The organism is Chryseobacterium sp. SORGH_AS_0447, from assembly GCF_030818695.1.
Classification (GTDB): Bacteria; Bacteroidota; Bacteroidia; order Flavobacteriales; family Weeksellaceae; genus Chryseobacterium.
Genome location: NZ_JAUTAR010000001.1, coordinates 4,125,751 through 4,148,268 on the forward strand (window position 1 = coordinate 4,125,751; position 22,518 = coordinate 4,148,268).

The following is a 22,518-nucleotide window of genomic DNA, read 5'->3' on the forward strand; positions in this document are numbered from 1 at the left end:
TGAATGAGCTGATATTTCTTATCTTCTGTTTTACTTTGCCTCTAAAGACTTAAAAAAGCATATCCGAATGACAGTACGGAAATAATAATTCCGGCCATAAAGATCTGGTAAGTGATCGACAGCAACCTGTATTTCCTGTCCAGTACTTTCCCTAAATAATAAAGGTCTTTCACCATAGAATCATAGATATAATCCCGGTCTTTGATGAGAATATGCATCGCATTCTGGTAATCGTCGAAAATCATCCGGTTGAAATTTCCGAAGAATAAAAGATTGACTTTTCTGTCGGTTACGTCCTGTGCCGTAAACCGCACTTTGGTAACGTTCGGCTTTGTGGATAAAATCGCAAAAATAATTGTAAGAACACTTGATACCAATAAAATAAAGCTCGGAATAATCAGGTGTGAATTTCGTGGTGCATCCAGCTTCGGAACCAATACGGAAAGGCAGACGGAAATAATAATGGCATTAACGGACAAAAGAATGTTTGCCTTACTGTCTGCAATATCACTCAGTCTCGTGTGGTTGCCCAGAGTTACCCGGAACAGCGTATCTACGCTGCGGTCGGACTTCGGCTCTTTTTCTTTGTCCTTCTTGCTTTCGGATGCTTCTTTCTTGCCGTCATCCTTATCCAGCTTTTTCTCTATTTTTTTGATGTTCTTTTCTTTCAGAGGCTGCCAGTTCTTTTTGGCATAATCGGTATAGAATTTATGCTTGTTTTTAAGCATATCCAGGTTTCCTGAATTCCATTCGTCGTTGGAGTAACATCGGACATTCGTCAGTTCCCACTCTTTTCTCAGCGTATCGGAAATTTCATTGTAATCATGGCTGGCAAAATGGCTGCAGTCGGCATCTTTTACAATTTTTTCCAGTAAGTTCTGCGGCTGATAGGTAATTTTGGTTGCCAAAATCAACCGCGAAACCTCATCGATATCATTTTCCGGATAGCCTTCCTGCTCGAGAAAGCTTCTTGCAATTTTTACGCCTGCTTCCTCATGCTCTTTGGCACATTCTATGTATCCAGTATCATGAAACCACAGCGCCAGCAGGACTTTTTCCTGATCTTTCTCTGAAACCTCCGTATTTCGCAGAATTTCCTCAGCTTTATTTACCGTGAATGTAGTATGTATGAAATTATGATAAAAATATACCGAAGATAGTTTATCTTTGAATAAGGCTTCAACATAATCTTTGGCTTTGTGTAAAATATGCATCACCGAAATTTTATTAATGTAAATTTATGAATTTATACTTGAAAACGCATCTAAAAAATACTTCTGTTGCTCTCAGGTTAGTACTGTCTGCCGGAGTGCTCTATTCCTGCGCAACATATAACGTAAAAAAGGGCAAAAACGTATCTGAAGTACAGCGCTCCGACCTACTGGCCGGCAACGATTTCAAGCTTTTTCTGGTAGGTGATGCAGGAAATGCCGACGAACCCCAGGCACAGCAGACCCTTGATTTACTGAAAAACCAGCTCGAAACAGCAGACACGAATTCGATGCTGATCTTTCTTGGCGACAATATTTATCCGAAAGGAATGCCGGCGAAATCCGACAAAAATTATGAAATTGCGAAAAAAAAGCTGGAAGATCAGTTAGCTTTAACAAAAAACTTCAAAGGCCGCACCCTGGTAATCCCGGGAAATCATGACTGGTACAGCGGGCTTGAAGGGATAAAGGCGCAGGAAAATTTTGTAAAAAATTATCTAAACGATAAGAAAGCCTTTTTGCCGAAAAATTCATGTCCGATCGATGATATCAGCCTGACCAAAGACATCAAACTGATTGTGATCGATTCCGAATGGGCATTGCTGAACTGGGACAAATACCCGGGCATCAACAAAGACTGCGATATCAAAACCCGCGAAGACCTTTTTACAGAATTCAAGGATTTAATCAATAAAAACCAGGATAAAAGGATCATCGTTGCCCTGCACCACCCGGTGATCAGCAGCGGAACCCATGCCGGATACACTTCTGCAAAATCGAACCTTTATCCTTTAAAAAGCAAAATACCGGCTCCCGGTGTGGCAAGCCTCATCAATGTTGTGAGAAGCGCTTCAGGAGCCAGCCCGGAAGATATCAACAACCGGCATTATGCGGATCTGGCAGGCCGCATCAGAAGTATCGTGCAGGATAAGGATAACGTTATTTTTGTTTCCGGACATGATCATAATCTACAATATCATAAAAGCCGTAACATCCGGCAGATCGTTAGCGGTGCCGGCTCCAAGGTCGACCCGGCTTCCATTAAAGAAGATACCGATTTTTCTTACGGAGGAAGCGGTTTTGCCGTTTTAAACCTCCGGAAAGACCAGAGTTCCGATGTGGAATTTTTTTCCACGAAAAACAATACGGCAGAAAGTCTCTCCCATATTCAGGTAACTGAAAAGCCGAAAGAATTCGTGAACAATTATCCCGATACCTTTCCTTCGGCTGTGTCCTCCTCCATTTACCCGGAACGATTAACAAAGAAAGGGAATTTCTACACCTGGCTCTGGGGCAAGCATTACAGGAAATATTACGCGATGCCTGTTGAAGCTCCTACAGCCGATATTTCAACGCTGGACGGCGGTTATACCCCCTTCAGGGAAGGCGGCGGGAACCAGTCGAACAGCTTAAGGCTGAAAGCAAAGGACGGGCAGGAATTTGTAATGCGGGGTGTTAAGAAAAGTGCCGTCCGCTTCCTCAACAATATGGCCTTCAGGAAAAGTACCTTTGGAAACGAGCTGGACAATACCTTTCCCGAAAGGTTCCTTCTCGATTTTTATACAACCAACCATCCTTTCACTCCGTTTGCTGTAGGAAATATGGCCGATAAAATCGACCTTTACCACAGTAATCCGAGGTTGTTTTATATTCCGAAGCAGAAAGCTTTGGGAGCATACAATCAGCATTATGGTGATGAAATGTACATGATCGAAGAACGTTTTTCATCCGACCCGAAAACCCTGGCTTCACTGGATCATGCAGACGATATCGTCTCAACGAATGATGTCCTGAAAAATTTTAATAAAAGCTACAAATATTCCGTCGATCAGGAAATGTACATCCGCGCACGGATTTTCGATATGCTGATCGGCGACTGGGACCGCCATGCCGACCAATGGAAATGGGCGGAATACAAAGACGGCGATAAAGTGGTCTACAAACCGATTCCGAGAGACCGGGATCAGGCTTTCAGCAATTATGACGGCGCAGCCTTTAAGGTCATTATGAATATCCCGGCCATACGCCACATGAAAACCTTTAAAGACGATATCAAAAACATAAAATGGTTCTCCATGGAGCCTTACCCGCTGGATCTCGTTTTTCTGAAAGGAGCCACTGAAGAAGACTGGATTGCCCAGGCAAAATACATTCAGGAGCATCTGACGGATCAGGATATTGACGCAGCTTTTACCAATCTGCCGAAAGAAGTACAGGATGAAACCATTACCGACATTCAGAGAAAGCTGAAAAGCAGAAAGACGAAACTGGAAAATTATGCTTCGCAGTACTATCAGGTCCTGCAGAAAAAAGTACCGCTGGCCGGAACCGTACATCCTGATAAATTCGTGATCACAAAAACCGGGAATTCCGTTAATGTAAAACAGTTTAAATTAGATAAAAACAAGGAAAATCCCGAATTGGTTTTCGAAAAGACCTACGACGATTCCAAAACAAAGGAACTCTGGATCTACGGGCTTGAAGATGACGACATCTACGAAGTTTCCGGTGACGGCAGGCCGAAAACGAATATCCGTCTGATCGGAGGGTATAATCATGATACTTACAATATCTCGGACGGCAGTAAGGTTAAAATTTACGATTTTAAATCCCAGAAAAATACGTACAATACCAAAGGTGCCTCAAAGCATATCTCTGATGATTACAATGTCAATACATACGATTATAAGCATCCGAAATACAATTTCTTTGCAGGCTATCCGAATGCCAACTTCAATCCGGACGACGGCGTGATTTTAGGGGTTGTTGCCAACTATACGGTAAACAATTTCATCCGCGATCCATATACGCAAAAACACAGCCTGAGAGCCAATATGTATACTGCTACCGGAGGCTTTAACGTCGGTTATAAAGGAATCTTTAAAAAGGCCATCGGAGGCTGGGATGCAGGCATCGATGCCTCGTTTACCACCCCATACTTTGCACGGACCTTCTTTGGGTTGGGCAATGAGACCATTTATGATAAAGATGCAGTAGACAGAGATTATAACCGGGTTAGGATTTCACAGATTAAATTTGCACCTTCGGTTTCAACCACCAGCTGGCACGGGCTGAAACACCAGTTCCAGCTCAATTTTGAACATGCTGAAGTACAGAGAAACGACGACCGTTTTATTGCCGTTTCGCCTGATGTACGTCCTGAAGTATTCAACGGACAGCAGTTTGCCGGTGCCAATTATACCTTTGGTTTCAGAAATCTGGATAATACCGCCTTCCCTACCCTCGGCTTGGAATTTGCTTTGAATGCAGGCTGGAAGGCTAACCTATCGGAATTCAACCAAAACTTTGCTACCTTCCAGGGAACATTAAATATCTTCCACCGGATTGATAAGCGCGGAAAATTTGTCCTCGCTAATTCTGCCAATGCCATGATCATTAACAATAATAATTTTGAATTTTACCAGGCAGCAGCCATCGGCGGGAACAACAAGATGCGTGCTTACCGTAACGAAAGGTTTGCCGGAAAATCCTATGTGGTGAACAATACGGAACTGCGATGGGATTTCGGACGCATCAGAAACAGCATTGCGCCGGCCAATATGGGTGTCCTGATCGGTTATGATCTGGGAAGGGTCTGGATGGACCGTGAATCCTCCGATAAATGGCATCAGGGCGTGGGTGCGGGATTCTGGCTCAACATTCTCGAAATGTTTTCCGCAAGGATCGATTATTTCACCGGGGAAGACGGCGGAAGAATTTCAGGCGGGGTCGGACTTGCGTTTTAAATTATGGGTAATGAATAATCGGTAATGAGTAATGGGTAATAAGCAATAAGCAAAATTATATTTTGACAGAGTCTTAAAATTCCTGCGAACAAAAATCTGCGCAATCTGCAATATCTGCGTGATTATCCATCAACGCAAAGTTTTTACTTTCCGGAGGAATATTTTAAGGTGGCAAAGAGGGATCAGCCAGCTGATTGATGAAGCTATACGGCAGCTTCACGAAGCAAATTTATTTGCCTTCGCCTTCTAAAATCAACGGTATGAAATTCATCTTTGCGTTAAAGAACCTTCGCAACAAAAATCTGCGCAATCTGCAATATCTGCGTGATTATCCGTCAACGCAAAGTTTTTACTTTCCGGATGAATATTTTAAGGGGCAAGGAGAGAATCAGCAAGCTGATTGATGAAGCTATACGGCAGCTTCGCGAAACAAATTTATTTGCTTTTGCTTTTTGAAATCAACGGTATAAAAATTCATCTTTGCGTTAAAAAACTTCCGCAACTAAAATCATCAGTTGGATTTTACTTCAGATTGAACCGGTAGACATTTCCTCCCGTTTTTTTATCCTTTTCATCGGCGATCAGCAAAGCGGTATCATTCAGGAAGGTGATGGCTTCTTTCTGCGAATTATGATTCAGTGATACGGTCCGGATTTCTGTTTTGCTGAAATCGTTGGGAGCAAAACCAGTCAGGATGTTGATATTTTTATGGTTCAATAAAACAATCTTATCTTTCGTGCTGTTGATGGTAGCAGAAGTAATCGCGGCATCACTGTAATTTCCGTGAAGTTTCAGCCGGCCTATTAATTGAGCTTCAAAATCGCCTTCTCTATTGGGAACCCGGAAAACCAGGAACGTTCCGTCGAAGCCTTTGCTGCGGTTTTTGGTAAATAAATAAAAGCTGCCGTCCATTTCTACAAACGCTTCACAGTCATACAACCAGTTTGATTTTTTAGGAGGGAATTCCGTCTGCCCTTCATAGTGGAATTTCGTAGTCTGTATTACCTGGGTCGACTTTTGTGCCGTGTTTTGAAGATCAATTTTTAAAATCGATAAATCCTGACGGTCGTTCTCGTTATTCCCGAAATCCCCGATGTACAGATGGCCTTGCGGATCGGAAGTAATGTCTTCCCAATCGTGGTTGTCTGCATTTTCTACCAAGACATCGGCGATCAGGCTCCCCTGCAGATCGAGACCATAGACTACATTTTTGTTTCCCTGGTCTTCAATAGCCCAGATGGTGTTCTTATCTTTGGACATTGCCATTCCGGAAACTTCCTTCAACTTTTTAGGCAGGGAAAATTCCACCTTCAGTTCATCTGTTTTAGGAGAGTCCTGAGCCTTCGGATTGCAGCTCCAAAGCAGGAATGCTGACAAAATAACAACACGCAACATATTTTTATTTTTTTAATTTTTTAAACTGAAAATAAGAAAACCGGATATTCTTCTCTAAGTTATTAATAATCTGCTGATGGTGCAGAAAAAATCCTGCCGCAAGACCGAGTAAGCTTCCGATAATGGTATCCAGCAGCCTGGCCTGCATCAGGTGTTCCACATTATGATGAACATCGCTCGCGGTTTCTGCCAGGAGAATCGTCAAAGGGGTAATAAAAACCACCGCCAGACCGTAATTCCGTACAACCAGCAATTCGATAATAAACTGCAAAACCGTGATAATAATGATCATGGTTATTTTTTCGGGATTGAATAAAAGAATGAGCCATACGAGGCCAATGCCGATAAAAGTCCCGAGAATCCGGTGCATGTTCCGCTGGCGTACATGCTCAAAGTTCCGTCCCTGAATGATAGCAACCGTAGCAATAGAGATCCAGTAGGTATTTTTAAAGTCCAAAAGGTGACCGATGATCAGCGTGAGGGCCATGAAAATTCCGATGATCGTACTTTCAACAAATTTGGTATATCTTCTTTTGTTAAAAGTCCTCCGCGGAACCGTCACCACTTCACTCTTTTCGACAAAAACCGAATACAGGAATGCAAAAGAGCATGATAAAATGGCTCCCATCGCCACCAACCCTACCCTCAACGGAATCAGCTCCAAATCAAACTTGTAAGTGCTTGCCATAGCCGCTACCATAATGAAGAAAAAGTTTCCCGGAGGCGGAATTTTAAAATACGAAGAAATGAAATGAGCCAGGAACGAAACGATGGCTACGGATAATGCCGCAAAATAAATATTAAATCCAAAAAAAGAGCTTGCGGTAAATGAAAATACAATCCCGAAAGCACAGATTGTCAGGTGGATCATCCGCTGCGTAATCGGAGCCGAGGTAAAGTACAGGATTGTTAAAGCTCCCAAACTGGAAAGTGCGCCATAGTTCGGTTTTCCCAGGAAATAGCCAATGAACAGGCAGCTGCCTATGCATAGGGCGGCAAGAAACGGAAAATGCCATTTCCGCTCCGTCTGCTTGAATTCCAGCAGATACTGGAACCGGTGGTGTATCGGATTCTGAACTTTCATTTAAAGTGTGCGTTTAGCCTGTTCCCAGAGAACATCCATTTCTTCCAGCGAGAGATCCGCCAGGTTAACTTCCTGCTCCAGTGCTATAGTTTCCATTTTCTGAAATCTCGAAATGAATTTCAGGTTAGTTCTTTCCAGCGCAGAATCCGGATTGATCCCTGAGATTCTGGCATAGTTGATGAGCGAGAAAAATACATCTCCCAATTCCTGCTCTTTCTTATCCAAATCGGTTTCTTCATGAAACTCGCGGATTTCTTCATCCACTTTTTTCCACGCATCTTCCGCATCATGGAATTCGAATCCGATTCCCTTCACCTTGTCCTGGATCCGGTAGGCTTTTACCATGCTTGGCAGACTTTTCGGAACACCGCCCAGAATGGATTTGTTGCCTTCTTTCAGCTTCAGCTTTTCCCAGTTCTGCTTTACTTCTTCTTCATCTTTCACTTCGGTATCCCCATAAATATGAGGATGGCGGAAAATCAGTTTTTCGTTTAGGGAATTGATGACATCGGCGATATCAAAACTTTCTTTTTCCGAACCGATTTTTGCGTAAAACACCAGGTGCAGCAAGACATCGCCCAGTTCTTTTTTAATCTCCTGAAGATCGTTCTGCAAAATCGCATCCGAAAGTTCGTAGGTTTCTTCCAGCGTCAGATGGCGCAATGATTCGAGGGTCTGCTTTTGGTCCCACGGGCATTTCTCCCGCAGATCATCCATAATATCAAGCAACCGTCCGAAAGCTTCCAGTTTTTCCTGTTTGGTATTCATAAATTGAGAATTCAAGTCTTACAAATTTACGGCAAATATTCTGTTTGATTCTTTTGAGCTTACAAATCTCCCGCGGATTTCCACAGATTTTCACGGATGACTGCGTTTAATTTTAACACATGAGTCACATAGAGAATTTTTAGATAGGCTGAAAATATTTTAGAGCACTTCAGAAAAAAATCAGAGATTTTTAAAACTCATGGGTTCTGAAATGTTTTCAAAGCTTTCCTCTTTCATCTCATGTTTCTAATGTGTAAAATTATAAACCATAGATTATGGCAGATTTTCTCGTGGGATGCGAGGCTTCGCGAACCTCAGCCTGACAGTGCCCATTTACAGGTTAATTGAGTTAAAGTAAAATAGTTGTAGATTAAGCAGAATATAAGTTCAAACCTAAATTAGCGTTCTGTCATCCTGAGTCGAAGGATCTTTGTAAGGCATTATTAAGGACTTTGAAGCATCAGCCGTTGGATCATCTTTCCTCAGAATCGTGAAAGTATAAAAATTAAAGATTTAAAAACTTTTACGGGCTTATTTTTCGCTAAATATTCAACTTTATTTATGCAATATCCATGTCTTTTGCGGTGAAAAATCTCCTACGGATTGCATGGATTTTCACAGAGGACTGTGTATATTTTAACGTATTAATGACGAACGATGTAATGGCTTTTAAAAATTACTGACCGGTATCCAAATTAAAAGTTCCTCCGTCGGGAAGAACTTTCGTACAATTCAGTTTATAAGATTCTTATCCTTCTACCGGTTCCGGAACGATAATATAACATTCCGAGTTAATCGGGACGCAAACTGCAGCTTCAGGACAGTAATAATTCAAGGGAGGACATTTTGGAGATTCCGCTCCTTTGATGGATTTCAGTTCTTTTCTTGACAGGGTTTTTAAATTTTTCATAATGTTAGAATTTGGTTTGGTTAAAAAATGATATTATTTTTATACAGCTAAAGTTAGTAAAACATTGATATCAAAAATTTTATTTATTATTTTTTTTATCCCGTTAAAAAATGATCATTCTGTACAGAAGTATTTCTCAAACCAAAGTACATAAGTTCAATACCCGTTTGTCATTCCCGCAGAGAATTGCAATATCGTACCAGAGAATCGCATAAAAAGATTTGGATTTGAATCCAAATAGAGCGGCGAAAGAAATCTCCCGCTGATTATGCAGATTTTCATCGATGATAGTATGGCTTCGACTTCGATCAGCCATCAAGAATGCGGAGTTCGGAGAGAGCTACTTAGGCTTATTTAAATCATACGTGTGGATATCCATTTTGTTTTCATCAGCATCGCGCCTTTTTTCCAATTGCTGAACATTTTTATTGAGATCACTCTGGGTGCCTTCCAGGTAATTTTTATCAGCAAATTGGGTATCGGTGACTTTATATTTTTGAGAGCCACATGAAACACATACTGTCAGAAAAAGGAGTGTAATTAAAGGATAAACCAGAGTTCGCATATTTTTTTTCCGAAAAATACAATTAAATTATTGAAAAAATGGCTTAGTACGAATGTAGATCAGAATTACAAAGAGACTTTCAACGAATCTCACGGATTTTCACAGATGATGTGACGCTTCGAGAGCCTGGCAGTGTATATTTAGAGTTTAGTTTGAATTAAAAATAGCTGGGTGATTAAGCAGAATATAAATTTAGACTTATATTAGGATTATGTCATTCTAAGGCTTCTGAAGGATTTCAGTAAGAGATTTGAAAGCATCAAAGCTACCGTGAAGCAGTTTTATAATGAAAGTGAGACGAAGGTGATGGAAAGTAAGTTTGTGGGGATTGAGGGGATTGAGTAAAAAACTCCTGAGGTTTCAGGAGTAATAACTGGTGTTTAATGTAAAATATTAGCTTAGTATTTCAGTTATAAAATTTCTATCGTTTTTTGAGATTTTGTTTTAATTTGTATTCTTTAGAGCTAGGTATTGTTAGGAGCTCCTGAACAGATGGGAAGCTCTGGCGCAATCATTGTTCAGAATACCTCCGGATCCAATCTCCTAAAGCTAATTAGTTGTTTTCAATCTTGTATTATTCTAAACAATAGCCTTATCTTATTTTAAAACTTCTTAAAAAGAAAATATAAAAGTCTCTTGCAATAAAAAAGTAGAAAATCAATTCTCATTTAATATGCCATTCGCTAACACAATATTCTGTTTTGGCAATTTTTTTTGTCTTATTTTTTTGGCCGAATTGAGCATCTTTATAGATTTTTTGTATTTCAAATTATCGGAGAAAATAATAATTTCTTCACCTATTTTATTAGATGTTGATTGTGAAATATTAAATGAGTAAGTTTTAAATTTATTATATGTATCTTTTATAAATTGACTATTATCGTAAGATAAAATAAAATCCAAATCCAAATTATTTAAGTAATCGAACAATTTAACGTGATCATTATTTTTGTAAAAATTTAAATAAAGTTCTGAACCTTTTAGATGATATGGCGGATCTAAATAGATAAAAATAGAATCTAAACTTTTAATATGATTAAGAAAGTCAATTGCATCTAAATTAAAAAAATGAATGTTACTACGTTTTTCATAAATTAGTCTAATTTTTTCAACAAGCTTACTTTTGTTAAATCTGGCATTAATCTTATATTTACCATTCTGATTTTGCCCTCCTATAACACCACCTTTTATTACACCAGAAACATTTGTTCGGTTTAAAAAAAATGTAGCCTGTGCAATTTCAAATGGATTATGGTTATGTGCATCATTAAGTATATTTTTATAATAATGCCAATTATCAACTGTTATTTCTAAGCTCTCAATCCAGTTACAAAATTCATCCGCTTGATTCAAAATACTATTCCAAAATGAGTAAATAGAATTATCGAAATCGTTTAAATAAATTTCATTTACTACACCTTCAAATAACAGTTTTAATGCAAGACCACATCCTCCTGCGTAAGGTTCAGCATATGATTTGCCCAAATATTTATTTTCATTAATTAAGTTGGATACAAATAAGTATAATCCATTCTTTCCACCAGGGTATCTAAGCGGAGAGTAAAATGACATTTTTTTTTTATTGGCTTCCAATTTTATTTTTTGAATGTTTCGACAAAATTATTAAAATCAAATATAAACTGATCATATATATCCTTGTTTTTTTGTATCCACAAATTAATAATTTTACTACAAGTATTCCCACTTCCCCAATATGACTTCTGAGAATTAAACCAATTTTTTGCTTTTATTCGATCAGTTCTTATATCATTAATTCCAAATTCATGAAAACACAATTGCTTATCATAACCATTATGTAATTTATCCCAAATATCTGATGATTCTTTTTCGGCATATAGCATTTCAGCTAATACTCTTTCTGGAGATTCATTTCCAGGTAATAAAAGAAAATTTTTATAATTTTTTATTACTCGCATATTGTTTGGTTCATTTCTAACATCGCCATCTAAACAGATAATACTTTGTGGAAAATTAAAACCGTGTATTTTCTTTCTTACAAGTTCTATGTAATTGGAGCACCCCATAGAACATTGTAAGAAATTTAAGGAAGATTTTCTATTTTTTATCAAACCCTTTAAAAATATTTCACCTTCTTTATCTTCAGTAAATACATTTATTTTCAGATCCTTTGGCTTGACAGTTAATGTAACCTTTAATTTATTTTGTATGAAATTAAAGGTTGGCTTCTCTATTATATTTATATTATCATCTAATTTTTGAAGATATACAACTTTAATTTGATCTTTTAATTTTGTATCCTTTTGATATTCACAGGCTAATTCAATAAGATTTAAAGAATGAGTCGTGAAAATAATTTGAATTTTGTATTTAGAAGAAAATTTTCGTAAATATTCAAATAATTTAATTTGAGATGCTGGGTATAATGTTGTATCAATCTCATCAATCACTAAAATACCTTTTTTATATTCTTGCGGAAATTGTTCTTTTAATCTTTTGAAAGATAATATTGATAATAAAATTTTTCCCAGATTATCTTGACCAGCCGAATTCATACTCCAATCATAATAGCTTGTACTAAAACCAATAGTATTCTTCTGCTTACTTTCTAAATAATTGAATTCATCAATTTCTAAATCTGGAGTTATTAATATTTTATTATGCCATTCATTAAGTAATTTTACTTCATCATCAGATAATGTTATTTTAGAGCTTGCAGAAATGCTACTATCTTCTCCAATTGGAAATAATCGAGACAAGCTTAAATATATTACTGGATATTGTAGATAGCCAGACCCCTTAGATCTATCACCGCGCTTCCAAAATCTAATTTCTCCCGTTTTCGAATCTCTTATAATACTTTCGATAGTAAAAATAGGATTTTCTTCATCCACCGTAAATAATGTCCATGCATGATCCTTTGCTTTGTCGAATGATTTAGATAATTTAAATTTTTCAGAAAAAGATGATTTATAGTTTCCTCCGCAAAGTGGTTTTTCATTATATAAAGGATTCGTTTTATCAGTAATTGAAAATGGTTGACTTAATAATCCTAAAATTGTAGTTTTTTGAGTTCCATTTTGACCAGCTATAATTGTAATATTTTCACCTAGCTCAAAATTTACATTTTTAAATCCTCTAAATTTTTCAATTTGAATTTTATTAATTAACATGATTTGTTTTTAGTTTTTAGTTTATAATATGATTGCATATAACTTATTTATATCCGCCATATATTACCGGATATACACCCAAATTTGTAATAATAAGCGCTAAATATAAGTAAAAGTTTTTTAGATTACTTGTAAATTGAAAAACTGGTTTTCTAATATCCAGGTATGTTCAGGAAAATTACTCCATTTATAGCATAAATAACAAATGTAATAATATGAAATTGTTCATATTTATGGCAATTCGTATTTATACGGAATTTATATATAGAAAATAGTAAAAATGTGAATAATAGTTTTTTCATGGATAGTTTTAATTAAATGACTCCTTTAAAGTTTTTTCGAGGAAAGAGATTAGTAAATTTCGCTTAGGGCGTAATTCCTTCAGTTTTTCGAGTCTGTAATCGTTAATTTCCTTTTTAGACTGCATTAACTTATTATGGCGCGTCGTTAAGTTCGCTTCACCTCTAATTATAAAATCAACATCGGAGAAGTGTTTTTCAAATTCATTTTGTATTCCAACTAATTTTAAGCTTACTTCTGATCGTAATTCATAAAATTCTGATTCGCCTATAAAAATTTCAATCTCACCTTCTTTTAAATTGTAATTAAATTTTACGGCATTTATTCTCTCAAGTAAACTATCATTTTTAGATTTATAGTCATCCCCTCCAATACTTGAATAAGCATGAAATATTAGTCTTTCCCAATTATTGTAGGCTCCAAAATAATCTAAAACAATTTTTCGTTTTAAAGCATTATAGTCGATCTCTCCACTTGAACGAATATTGATTTTTGACTCTACAGTCTTAATTTTTTCAGTGATCTCTTCGATGTCTTCTTTGGTTGCCACATTCTTACCCTTTTCCGTAAAATAAGATGGAAAGTAGTTTTTTATTAAGAAGAATAATGCGAGAGTAATTACGATTTGTATTACAGTGAAAATCAGAAATTCCCAATCCATGTTAATAGTTTTTATTTTCAAATATAATAAAAAAGTGATAAAATTATTTGTAGTTATCTTTTACCATTGTTATTACTATTTTACACTGTCTATTTGTTCCCACTGAGACTGCAGCAACATCGAATAAAAAACTAGTGGTAACTGCTTCTCCCGGCTTATTATCTTTAAAGCTTATGGCACGACTTCAAAAATTTAAGTAAATTTCAAAGTACAAGGCAAAAATTACAATACATTAATATTCAGATTATTCAGACAATTTATAGTATATTAAATTTCTATTTCAAAAATTTAGTAACAAAAAAACCTCATCAAATCTGATGAGGTCCCAATCTTAAATTGAAATTAAGGAATTATCCCTGCTTTCTGTGTGTGCTTTTCGGAGCGGCTTTTGCTGCGGAAGTAGCCTTTACTTTAGGGGTTGCAGGCTTTTCAGCTTTTGGAGCTGCTTTTTTAGGCGCTTCTTTTTCTACGTTTACTTCTTCCGTTGCCGGCTCACCGTCTAAGGTTTCAGGCTCTGCTTTTACAAAGCTTTCCGGCGTGATGTATCCTGCTTTGTGAAGGATGTTGTACCACTGGGCCAGTTTCTTGATATCGGAAGCATATACCCTTTCGGTATCATAATTCGGAAGAGAAGCCACCATGAATTCTTTTAACTCAGCATCACTTGATTTGTGAGGAATAGCTTCTTTATAGTCGTAATTTTTAGCAATATTTTCAAAAACTTCAAACAAAGGAACTTCTTTATCGAATGTAAACATCGCAATGTTATCAAGAAGACTCACCTGGCTTGAATTCCCGATACTTACTTTCTTTTTGGTGGTAACATCCTCAATGATGAATCCGTTTTTCAGTTGGGATACTAACTTGAAAAGTCCCGGTTTTCCGGAAATTGAAATTATTTTTTCTAACAGCATAATTTTATTTTTTATAATTCTACAATCGGTTCCTGCACTTCAACGGGCTCGGTGTAAGAACGTTCTGCGTTTCTATTTATTATTTTAATTAATTCAGATTACTTTGGGAATCTCATTTTGTAACCGATGCTTACGTCACCCTGGGTAATTTTTGTCAGCTTACCTTTCACCAGCTTCTTTTTTAAAGCGCTTAAATGGTCGGTAAACAAAATCCCCTCGATGTGGTCATACTCATGCTGGATTACGCGGGCTCTAATATCGGAAAAAGTTTCTGTATGTTTTACAAAATTTTCGTCATAGTATTCGATGACAATGGTATCTTTTCTCTTTACGTCCTCGCGTACATCCGGAATCGAAAGGCATCCTTCATTAAATTTCCATTCCTCCCCCGATTCTTCAAGGATCTGGGCATTGATAAATACTTTCTTGAATTCTGCCAGCTCATCCTTAATATCTTCATAGTCTTCGTCTTCTGCCAGCGGACTTACGTCGATCACAAAAAGACGGATATCGAGACCGATCTGCGGTGCAGCCAGGCCAATTCCGTTGGCACTGTACATTGTCTCGAACATATTCCCTATCAACTCCTGAAGCTCAGGATAATCTTGATCAATATCCTTTGCCATTTTTCTTAACACAGGATCGCCAAAAGCTCTTATCGGTAAAATCATCTTGTTCTCTGTTCTAAAAAATTCTGCAATATGATGGTTGCACTTACTTTATCTATTAATCCTTTTTCCTGTCTCTGTTTCCTGCTTTTCCCGCTTTGGGAGATAAAAAACGAGGCCATTTTGGAGGTAAACCTTTCATCGAAGCGGTGGACTTTTACAGCCGGAAATTCTTTCTCAAAAATTCCGATGAACTTCAAAATATCCTTTTCCACTTCAGATATATTCCCCTTCAGGTCTACAGGAAGGCCTATTACCACATCATCTACCCGGTTTTCGCTGAAATATTTTTTCAGGAAGGGGATGATGGATGGGGTCGGTACGGTCTCCAGCCCGCTTGCAATAATCTGCATATCATCTGTTGCAGCGATGCCACAACGTGCTTTTCCGTAATCAATTGCAAGGATCTGTCCCATAGGTTTGCAAATTTAGTAAATTTTAATGATTTTATTCCAAATGCAGTTTTTTATTACCGGCAGCGCCGTTTTGAATAAGCATTGTTACTTCCCACATAATTCATCATTACAGGAAATGCCTGTCTGTATTGGGATTGGATACGAAAATTTTATTCTTTTGCCGTGTTTTTTTATAAATCACACTTTATTACACTAATTTTTTATAAATTTAGTTTTCTAAAAACGGAATATGAAGAAACTCATCCTCGTAAGACATGCAAAAAGTGACTGGCCGGAAGAAACCGACGACTTCAACAGACCATTGGCAGACAAGGGTTTGGAGGAAGCGATGCATATGTCTAAATTTATGAAAGACAACAATGTGGCGATCGATTACTTTGTTTCGAGCCCTGCAGTGCGTGCACTGAATACATGCAGAATATTCAACCAGTCCTACAACATCGACATTACGACGAACGAGAAGCTTTACAATCCATTGGAAAGCAATTTTGAATCGGTTATCTATAATCTGGATGACAGCCATGAGTCGGTGGCTTTTTTCTCGCACAACAACGGGATTTCCAACTTTGCCAATTCCATTTCCCAGGATATTTTCCATTTTCCGACCTGCGGAGTAGCCGGCTTTGAGATCGACTGCAATTCGTGGTCTGAATTTGACGGCGCCCGAAAGAAGTTGCTGTTCTTCTATGAACCTGGAAAAATCTAGCCTGAGGGGGTCTTCATTCAGGCGGGAGGCGGGAAGCTGGATGCAGGAAGTTTCTTCTTTTAAAAGTCAAGAACGACAATCTCCTATTTTTTGCATCTACTGAAGGGAGATATTGGTTACAGTTCTCTCATTACTTTTTCTTTATAAACTGCTGAAAATAAAAAAACGGACCGAAGCCCGTTTCTTTTACTATCTATTCCGAAATTATTTTCTTCTTAAATCCAGGTCTTCAAAATCAAAACTGAAATCCGTAACGTCGGAGATCGGCTTTAATCGGGCAGACTGTGCTTTTCCGGTTTCATCATAATCAAAGATCATATAAGCATCTGCATCGTAGCTTCGGTCGTCCCATCTGATGATAAATGAATTGTTGGAATACGGCAGCAGCTCCCCTTTTAATCTTGGCGATCTTTTACATGAGATCCGGTACGTATTTCCCTGCTGGATAACTTCAACATCACCGAACCAACGGTCGTTGTAGGTTGCTGTAAATTGTTCTGCTTTCGGTTGAAGGTTTTTATCTTTTTTGAAAGCTTCGGATTTTGCAAACGCTTCCTTCTTCTGCTTATCGAAAATTTCTTCCGTCTTCTTCATCCGGTCGCCATAGGTTTTCAGCCAGTTCCGGTCGGCAATTCCGAGATAAGAATCTTTCACGGTATTGGTAACGGTGTTGAAAGCCGCTCCCGACTGCTGGTTGGTTAAAACAACAATCCCCAGCTTCATATCCGGAATCAGGGTAAACTGCGTTACGGTTCCGATCAGCCCGCCTGTATGCTGAACCTGCTTGTGACCTTTCACGTCGCTTAAAAACCAGCCCATTCCGTATCCGTAGAAGTTGGTATCATAAGGATTTTTTGCTGCTACGCTGCTCGGAATCTGCAAGCTCCAAAGCTGCTGCACATTTTTATCCGAAACCAATTTTTTCCCGTCTTTTGTGGTAAAATTATTCAAAAGGCAGTCTGCCCAGAGCGTCATGTCTTTGATGTTGCTCAAAATTCCTCCGGCAGCATTGGCCGTTTCGTTCCAGTCGTGGGGAACGGCAATGGCTTTTCCGTCCACCGGAGCGTGGGCATCGATTTTATTGCCTACGGATTTTGCCCTGTTGTAACTTCCATAACTTGAATTCATGCCGACAGGCTTCATAATCCTTTGCTCTACAAACTCGGCCCAGCTTAACCCCGACACGCGGTGAATCACTTCCCCGGCAACGATAAACATGATGTTGTTATAGTCCAGCGTTGTCCTGAACGGGTTTTCCGGCTTCAGGTATCTTACATTATGAACAATGTCATTCACCGTTAAGCTTCCGCCTTCCGGAAAAAACATCAGATCGCCCTGTCCGAGACCTAATCCTGCCCGGTGTGTTACCAGATCTTTAATCGTAACATTCTGGGAAACATACGGATCGTACATCTGGAATTCCGGAATGTATTTCGAAACTTTATCGTCCCAGTTCAGTTTCCCTTCATCCGCTAAGATCGCCAGCGCAGTACAGGTAAACCCTTTGGAGTTGGATGCAATTCCGACAAGGGTATTTTCATCCATCGGCTGCCTGGTCGTTAAAGAACGTACTCCGAATCCTTTCGAGTAGATTACTTTTCCGTCTTTGATAACGCCGACCGACATTCCCGGAACGTCAAATGTCTTTAAGGTGTTCTGAATTAATTCATCCAGTTTTTTCTCTTCCACCTGAGCCTGAGCCATACCGACCGTCAGCAGGAGAAGGAAAAAAGAAAGTTTCTGCTTCATTTTTAAAATTTTTCCAAATGTAATAAATATTGGATGATGCTGATAAAAAACTAAATCTTCATAACTTTGCAGGGTAAAAAAATTTAATGACAAAAATCCTGCTCCTTTCCGATTCCCATTCTTACATCGACGACCGAATTTTAGAATATGCCGGCCAGGCCGATGAAATCTGGCACGGTGGTGATTTCGGAAGCATGGAGGTTATCGAGCAGCTTGAAAAAATTAAACCGCTGAAAGGCGTTTACGGAAATATTGACAATGCGAAGATCCGGTCTGAGTTCCCTGAAGTAACTCGTTTTACGTGTGAACAGGTGGAAGTCCTGATGATCCACATCGGCGGCTATCCCGGGAAATATACACCGCTGGCCAAGCAGGAAATTGCGGAAAAGGCACCGAAATTGTTTATTTCCGGGCATTCGCATATTCTAAAAGTGATGTTCGACCAGAAAAACAACCTGCTGCACCTGAATCCCGGAGCCTGTGGAAAACAGGGCTGGCATAAGATGCGGACCATGATGCGGTTTGTGATCGACGGTGCGGAGATAAAGGACCTGGAAGTTATTGAATTGGGAACGAAATTCTGAGATTAAAAATTTAAAATTCAAAGTTTAAGGTTAATTGTCTGAAGATTAAAAATTATGAAAATCGGTGATACAGTTTCGGTGGTGGATGAGGATTTAAGCGGGGTAATTACTTCGGTGAAGGGGAATATCGTGGTTTTTAAAGACGAATACGGTTTTACCTACCAATACCCGAAAGAGAAGCTGGTCCCGAAGATTTCGGATTTTTATGAAAACATCAAAGTCGTTAAAAAAGCAGAGCCGAAAAAAGTTACCTCCAAAGGGCATCAGAAAAACCCGATGATCCTGGATCTTCATTTTCATAACCTGGTTAAAAACCCAAATGATTACGACAGCTTCGAAAGGCTTTTTATTCAGAAGGAAAGGCTGATGGAAACCATTAACTTCTGCCGGAAACATCATCTGAAAAGACTGGAAATCGTACACGGCATCGGAGACGGAGTTTTGCAGAGAATGGTGTACGATACTTTAGAAAGCCAGACGAATATCGATTTTTACAACAAGGAAATACTTCATCATCAATCGGGTGCGGTAATGGTAGAATTTCACTAAATTTGCAGGAATCAGATTATGAATATACTCAATTTACTTTTTACCAAGGACGGATTGATCTACCAGATTGCCAGAAATAAGAGCATTGTGGAGGAAAAATCATATTTCGTTGACGAGGAATCTCCGGAAAATTTTATTGCCGAAACGCTGGATCACGTCCTGCTGAAACAGAGATTTGATGAAATCCATGTCATTTCAGCGCTGAATCATTTTACGCTGATGCCGGAAGGTTTTTCGGAGCATGAAACCGGCTTCGACCTGATTGCCTTCAATGCACCTGTGGATAAGGAAAAAGAAGAACTGATGCTGTCCATCAATGAAAAATTTAAGATCCAGTTCTACTATACTTTCCCGAAAGATTTTTACAAAAAGATCAAGGAATTGGCGCTGCCGGTTCAGTTTAATTTCTCGGGTGAAAAGTTTTTAAATTCCATTCAATACAAAAACGGCAAAGAAATCCACATCAATCTTTATCATAACCAATGTGAGTTTTTTGCCATAGACAACAAAAAAATTATCTTATACAATAACCTGGATGTAAATTCAGAGGTTGATTTTCTTTATTTTGTGATGTTTACGTTAAGCAAAATCGGTTTCGGGATCAATGAAACCCACTTTTTCGCTTACGGGGAAACAACGGAAAATGAAACCTTCATTTCAGAATTGCAGAAATTCGTAAAAAACATGAAGATTGTATTTGATAATATTCCAAACAAAAATTTTATCTTAAATTAGGTTCATAATCTGCTAACGGGTGGAGACACTAGCAGTTTAATACCCTATAACCCAACAACTATGTACAGAATCATTTCAGGCAAATGGAAAGCCAAGAAAATAGCGGCTCCGAAAAATTTTGATGTAAGGCCGACCACGGATTTTGCAAAAGAAGCATTGTTCAGCATTTTGGAAAATACCTACGATATGCAATCGATCTCTGTGCTGGACTTGTTTGCGGGAATCGGCTCCATTAGTTTTGAGTTTGCTTCAAGAGGCTGCCAGGATATAACTTCGGTAGAAATGAACCCGAAGCATACTTCTTTTCTTAATTCTACGGCTTCAGAGCTGGGATTCAGCCTGCAGGTGAATGTTCAGAGAGGCGATGTATTCGACTGGCTGAAGAAATTCAGGAATAAAAAATCTTTTGAAATCGTTTTTTCCGATGCGCCTTTCGAAATGGAAGAGAAGAAATATCATGAAATCATTTCTCTGGTATTGAACAATAAATATTTAAAAGAAAACGGCATTCTTGTCGTTGAGCATCAAAGCCGCATGAAATTTGACCATCCGAACCTGATCGATACCCGGAAATACGGAAACGTAAGCTTCAGTTTTTTTGAGCCGAATAAGGAAGAAAAAGAAGATATTCCAACCATAGAATAATAGAATAATAGAATAATCAGGAAGTTTTCCTGATTATTTTTTTGATGTCTATATCTACCTTTTAAGAAGTACAGGAAACAGAAACAGGCTTTTTAAAAACGTTTAAATATTTTACTACCAGTTCTGGTTTTACAGCTATACCCATACGGCAGGACTACGATATTATTTATCACTTAAATTTATACTATCATTCTTTACCGTTATTGCAAATGTTCAAAACATACAATAGTTTTGCAACTATAAAAAATATAGTTTAAAAATTATGAGCTTTTTAGAAAAAATGAAATCGAGATATACGGTAAAAAAGTATAATCCGAATGGAAAGATAAGTGATGAAACGGTACAACAACTGAAAGACATTTTACAGCTGAGCCCTTCTTCTATCAACAGCCAGCCGTGGAATTTTGTCTTTGTGAATGAATCTTCAGAAAACAGGGAAAAGCTTGCCGATGCCTCTTATTGGAACAAGGATAAGGTAGTCAACAGCAACCTGCTAATCGTATTCCAGGTGCTGAAAAATCCGGAAGATTTTGAAAAGCAGATCAAAGGGTATCTGCCGGAAGGTTCCATCAATTATTATAAAAACTTTGTGAAGTCTAAAGGTGAAACAGCCATAAAATCGTGGATGGCACACCAGGTTTACCTGTCATTGGGTGTACTGCTTTCCGCCTGTGCTGAAATGGGCCTCGATTCTACACCGATGGAAGGTATTGAAAATGATAAATACGATGAAATTATCAACAATGATAAATACGAAACCCTTTTTGCCGTAACTGTAGGCACAAGATCGGAAGAAGATACCAACCAACCCGTGCATACGCCTAAGAAAAGGCTGGAAAGTTCAGAGGTGATCGTGGAGATCTGATTTAATTCAAATAAAAAATAAAAGCTGTCTCTTCACGGGACAGCTTTGCTTTTATAGAACTTTCAATTCAAGATCGATGGTTTTTCCGAAAAATTTCTTGGAAATCTTTTCGAAGTTTTTCGTAAGATCCGAAAGATAGAAATGGTAATTCGGATTGGGATTCTGGTCATTCAGGAGATTGTATTTATCCAGGATAATTTTCAGATGATTGGCCACAATATTCGGGGAGTCGATCACGCGAACCCGGTTTCCGTAATACTGCTTGATTTCATCAATTAATAAAGGATAATGGGTACATCCCAGGATCAGGGTTTCAATATTCTTAAGCTTACTGTTGCTGAGGTAATTGTAAATGATGGCATGGGTAATCGGATGGTTTTTAAAGCCTTCTTCAATCGCAGGAACCAACAAGGGTGTTGCCAGTTCATCCACTTTAATCCATTTATTGTGCTTCCGGATGCTTTTTTTATATAAGCCTGAATTCACTGTTGCTTTTGTCGCAATAACCCCAACGTTATTATGAATCTCGTAGGATACTTTTTCTGCCACCGGATTAATCACATCGATTACGGGAACTTTTCCCGCCACCGACAGCATCACTTCGTTCAAAGCATTGGCCGTCGCCGTATTGCAGGCAATAACGATGGCTTTGCAGTTTTGCTCCAGCAGAAAGTTGGTGATTTTGGTAGAATATTCGATGATGGCTTCCCTTGATTTTTCACCGTAAGGAAGATGCTTGGTATCGCCGAAATAAATAAGGTCTTCATGAGGAAGCAACCTTTTGATTTCTTTAGCTACCGTTAATCCTCCTACTCCGCTATCGAAAATCCCGATAGGCTGTTTCGGTGAAAGGTGCGAGTAATCCTGTTTTTTAGTTTTCAAAATAACGTTGAAA

At 38.4% G+C, this 22,518-nt stretch carries 21 protein-coding genes; 7 read left to right on the plus strand and 14 right to left on the minus strand.

Annotated features, from left to right (window positions below; translation table 11 throughout):
- Window positions 1-41: 41 nt before the first annotated feature.
- Entirely contained in the window at window positions 42-1,214 is a 1,173-nt protein-coding gene (locus tag QE422_RS18760; RefSeq protein ID WP_307461710.1) for a Pycsar system effector family protein, read from the minus strand.
- Window positions 1,215-1,252: 38 nt separating this feature from the next.
- Between QE422_RS18760 and QE422_RS18765 the strand changes: the two genes are divergently transcribed.
- Window positions 1,253-4,957 carry a metallophosphoesterase gene (locus QE422_RS18765; protein ID WP_307461713.1) on the plus strand — a complete coding sequence of 1,235 codons (3,705 nt, stop codon included), beginning with the start codon at window positions 1,253-1,255 and terminating at the stop codon, window positions 4,955-4,957.
- Window positions 4,958-5,479: 522 nt separating this feature from the next.
- Here the strand turns inward: QE422_RS18765 and QE422_RS18770 are convergent.
- From QE422_RS18770 to ruvX, 11 genes are all read right to left on the minus strand, one after another.
- A complete protein-coding gene (locus QE422_RS18770; RefSeq protein ID WP_307461716.1) occupies window positions 5,480-6,352 on the minus strand; it encodes a hypothetical protein in 873 nt (290 codons plus the stop codon).
- A gap of 4 nt (window positions 6,353-6,356) precedes the next feature.
- Complete coding sequence (locus QE422_RS18775; protein WP_307461718.1) at window positions 6,357-7,436, minus strand: FUSC family protein; 1,080 nt, start codon at window positions 7,434-7,436, stop codon at window positions 6,357-6,359.
- Entirely contained in the window at window positions 7,437-8,204 is a 768-nt protein-coding gene (mazG, locus tag QE422_RS18780; RefSeq protein ID WP_307461722.1) for a nucleoside triphosphate pyrophosphohydrolase, read from the minus strand. It abuts the gene before it with no gap.
- Window positions 8,205-8,952: 748 nt separating this feature from the next.
- Window positions 8,953-9,114 carry a hypothetical protein gene (locus tag QE422_RS18785; protein ID WP_307461725.1) on the minus strand — a complete coding sequence of 54 codons (162 nt, stop codon included), beginning with the start codon at window positions 9,112-9,114 and terminating at the stop codon, window positions 8,953-8,955.
- Between the two features lie 340 nt (window positions 9,115-9,454).
- Entirely contained in the window at window positions 9,455-9,679 is a 225-nt protein-coding gene (locus QE422_RS18790; protein ID WP_307461727.1) for a hypothetical protein, read from the minus strand.
- Between the two features lie 657 nt (window positions 9,680-10,336).
- Window positions 10,337-11,272 carry a DNA adenine methylase gene (locus QE422_RS18795; protein ID WP_307461729.1) on the minus strand — a complete coding sequence of 312 codons (936 nt, stop codon included), beginning with the start codon at window positions 11,270-11,272 and terminating at the stop codon, window positions 10,337-10,339.
- A 2-nt stretch (window positions 11,273-11,274) separates the two neighbouring features.
- Window positions 11,275-12,831: an ATP-dependent endonuclease gene (locus tag QE422_RS18800; protein WP_307461730.1), complete on the minus strand. Its 1,557-nt coding sequence runs from the start codon at window positions 12,829-12,831 to the stop codon at window positions 11,275-11,277.
- A gap of 310 nt (window positions 12,832-13,141) precedes the next feature.
- A complete protein-coding gene (locus tag QE422_RS18805) occupies window positions 13,142-13,792 on the minus strand; it encodes a hypothetical protein (protein WP_307461734.1) in 651 nt (216 codons plus the stop codon).
- 350 nt (window positions 13,793-14,142) lie between these two features.
- Entirely contained in the window at window positions 14,143-14,706 is a 564-nt protein-coding gene (locus tag QE422_RS18810) for a DUF5606 domain-containing protein (RefSeq protein WP_307461737.1), read from the minus strand.
- A gap of 98 nt (window positions 14,707-14,804) precedes the next feature.
- Entirely contained in the window at window positions 14,805-15,377 is a 573-nt protein-coding gene (gene def, locus QE422_RS18815; RefSeq protein WP_307461740.1) for a peptide deformylase, read from the minus strand.
- Window positions 15,374-15,790, minus strand: a complete 417-nt coding sequence (gene ruvX, locus QE422_RS18820) for a Holliday junction resolvase RuvX (RefSeq protein WP_307461743.1) — start codon at window positions 15,788-15,790, stop codon at window positions 15,374-15,376. Before ruvX ends, def begins: the two co-directional genes overlap by 4 nt.
- Before the next feature lie 229 nt (window positions 15,791-16,019).
- On the opposite strand from ruvX, the gene QE422_RS18825 reads away from it, so the two are divergent.
- Window positions 16,020-16,496: a histidine phosphatase family protein gene (locus QE422_RS18825; protein WP_307461745.1), complete on the plus strand. Its 477-nt coding sequence runs from the start codon at window positions 16,020-16,022 to the stop codon at window positions 16,494-16,496.
- 204 nt (window positions 16,497-16,700) lie between these two features.
- On the opposite strand, the gene QE422_RS18830 is transcribed toward QE422_RS18825, so the two are convergent.
- On the minus strand, window positions 16,701-18,245 hold the full coding sequence (locus QE422_RS18830; protein WP_307461747.1) for a serine hydrolase: 1,545 nt from the start codon (window positions 18,243-18,245) through the stop codon (window positions 16,701-16,703).
- Window positions 18,246-18,331: 86 nt separating this feature from the next.
- Here QE422_RS18830 and QE422_RS18835 point away from each other — a divergent pair, with 86 nt between their 5' ends.
- The 5 genes from QE422_RS18835 to QE422_RS18855 all read left to right on the plus strand — a co-directional run bounded on the left by QE422_RS18835 (window position 18,332) and on the right by QE422_RS18855 (window position 21,623).
- Complete coding sequence (locus QE422_RS18835) at window positions 18,332-18,829, plus strand: metallophosphoesterase (RefSeq protein ID WP_307461750.1); 498 nt, start codon at window positions 18,332-18,334, stop codon at window positions 18,827-18,829.
- Window positions 18,830-18,883: 54 nt separating this feature from the next.
- Window positions 18,884-19,378 (plus strand): Smr/MutS family protein, encoded by a 495-nt coding sequence (locus QE422_RS18840; protein ID WP_307461753.1) that lies wholly within the window; start codon window positions 18,884-18,886, stop codon window positions 19,376-19,378.
- Between the two features lie 18 nt (window positions 19,379-19,396).
- Entirely contained in the window at window positions 19,397-20,113 is a 717-nt protein-coding gene (locus QE422_RS18845) for a DUF3822 family protein (RefSeq protein ID WP_307461756.1), read from the plus strand.
- A gap of 60 nt (window positions 20,114-20,173) precedes the next feature.
- Window positions 20,174-20,758, plus strand: coding sequence for an RsmD family RNA methyltransferase (locus QE422_RS18850; protein WP_307461759.1), 585 nt, complete (start codon window positions 20,174-20,176; stop codon window positions 20,756-20,758).
- A 262-nt stretch (window positions 20,759-21,020) separates the two neighbouring features.
- On the plus strand, window positions 21,021-21,623 hold the full coding sequence (locus tag QE422_RS18855; protein ID WP_307461762.1) for a nitroreductase family protein: 603 nt from the start codon (window positions 21,021-21,023) through the stop codon (window positions 21,621-21,623).
- A 51-nt stretch (window positions 21,624-21,674) separates the two neighbouring features.
- On the opposite strand, the gene murI is transcribed toward QE422_RS18855, so the two are convergent.
- Entirely contained in the window at window positions 21,675-22,505 is an 831-nt protein-coding gene (gene murI / locus QE422_RS18860) for a glutamate racemase (RefSeq protein WP_307461764.1), read from the minus strand.
- Window positions 22,506-22,518 lie beyond the last annotated feature (13 nt).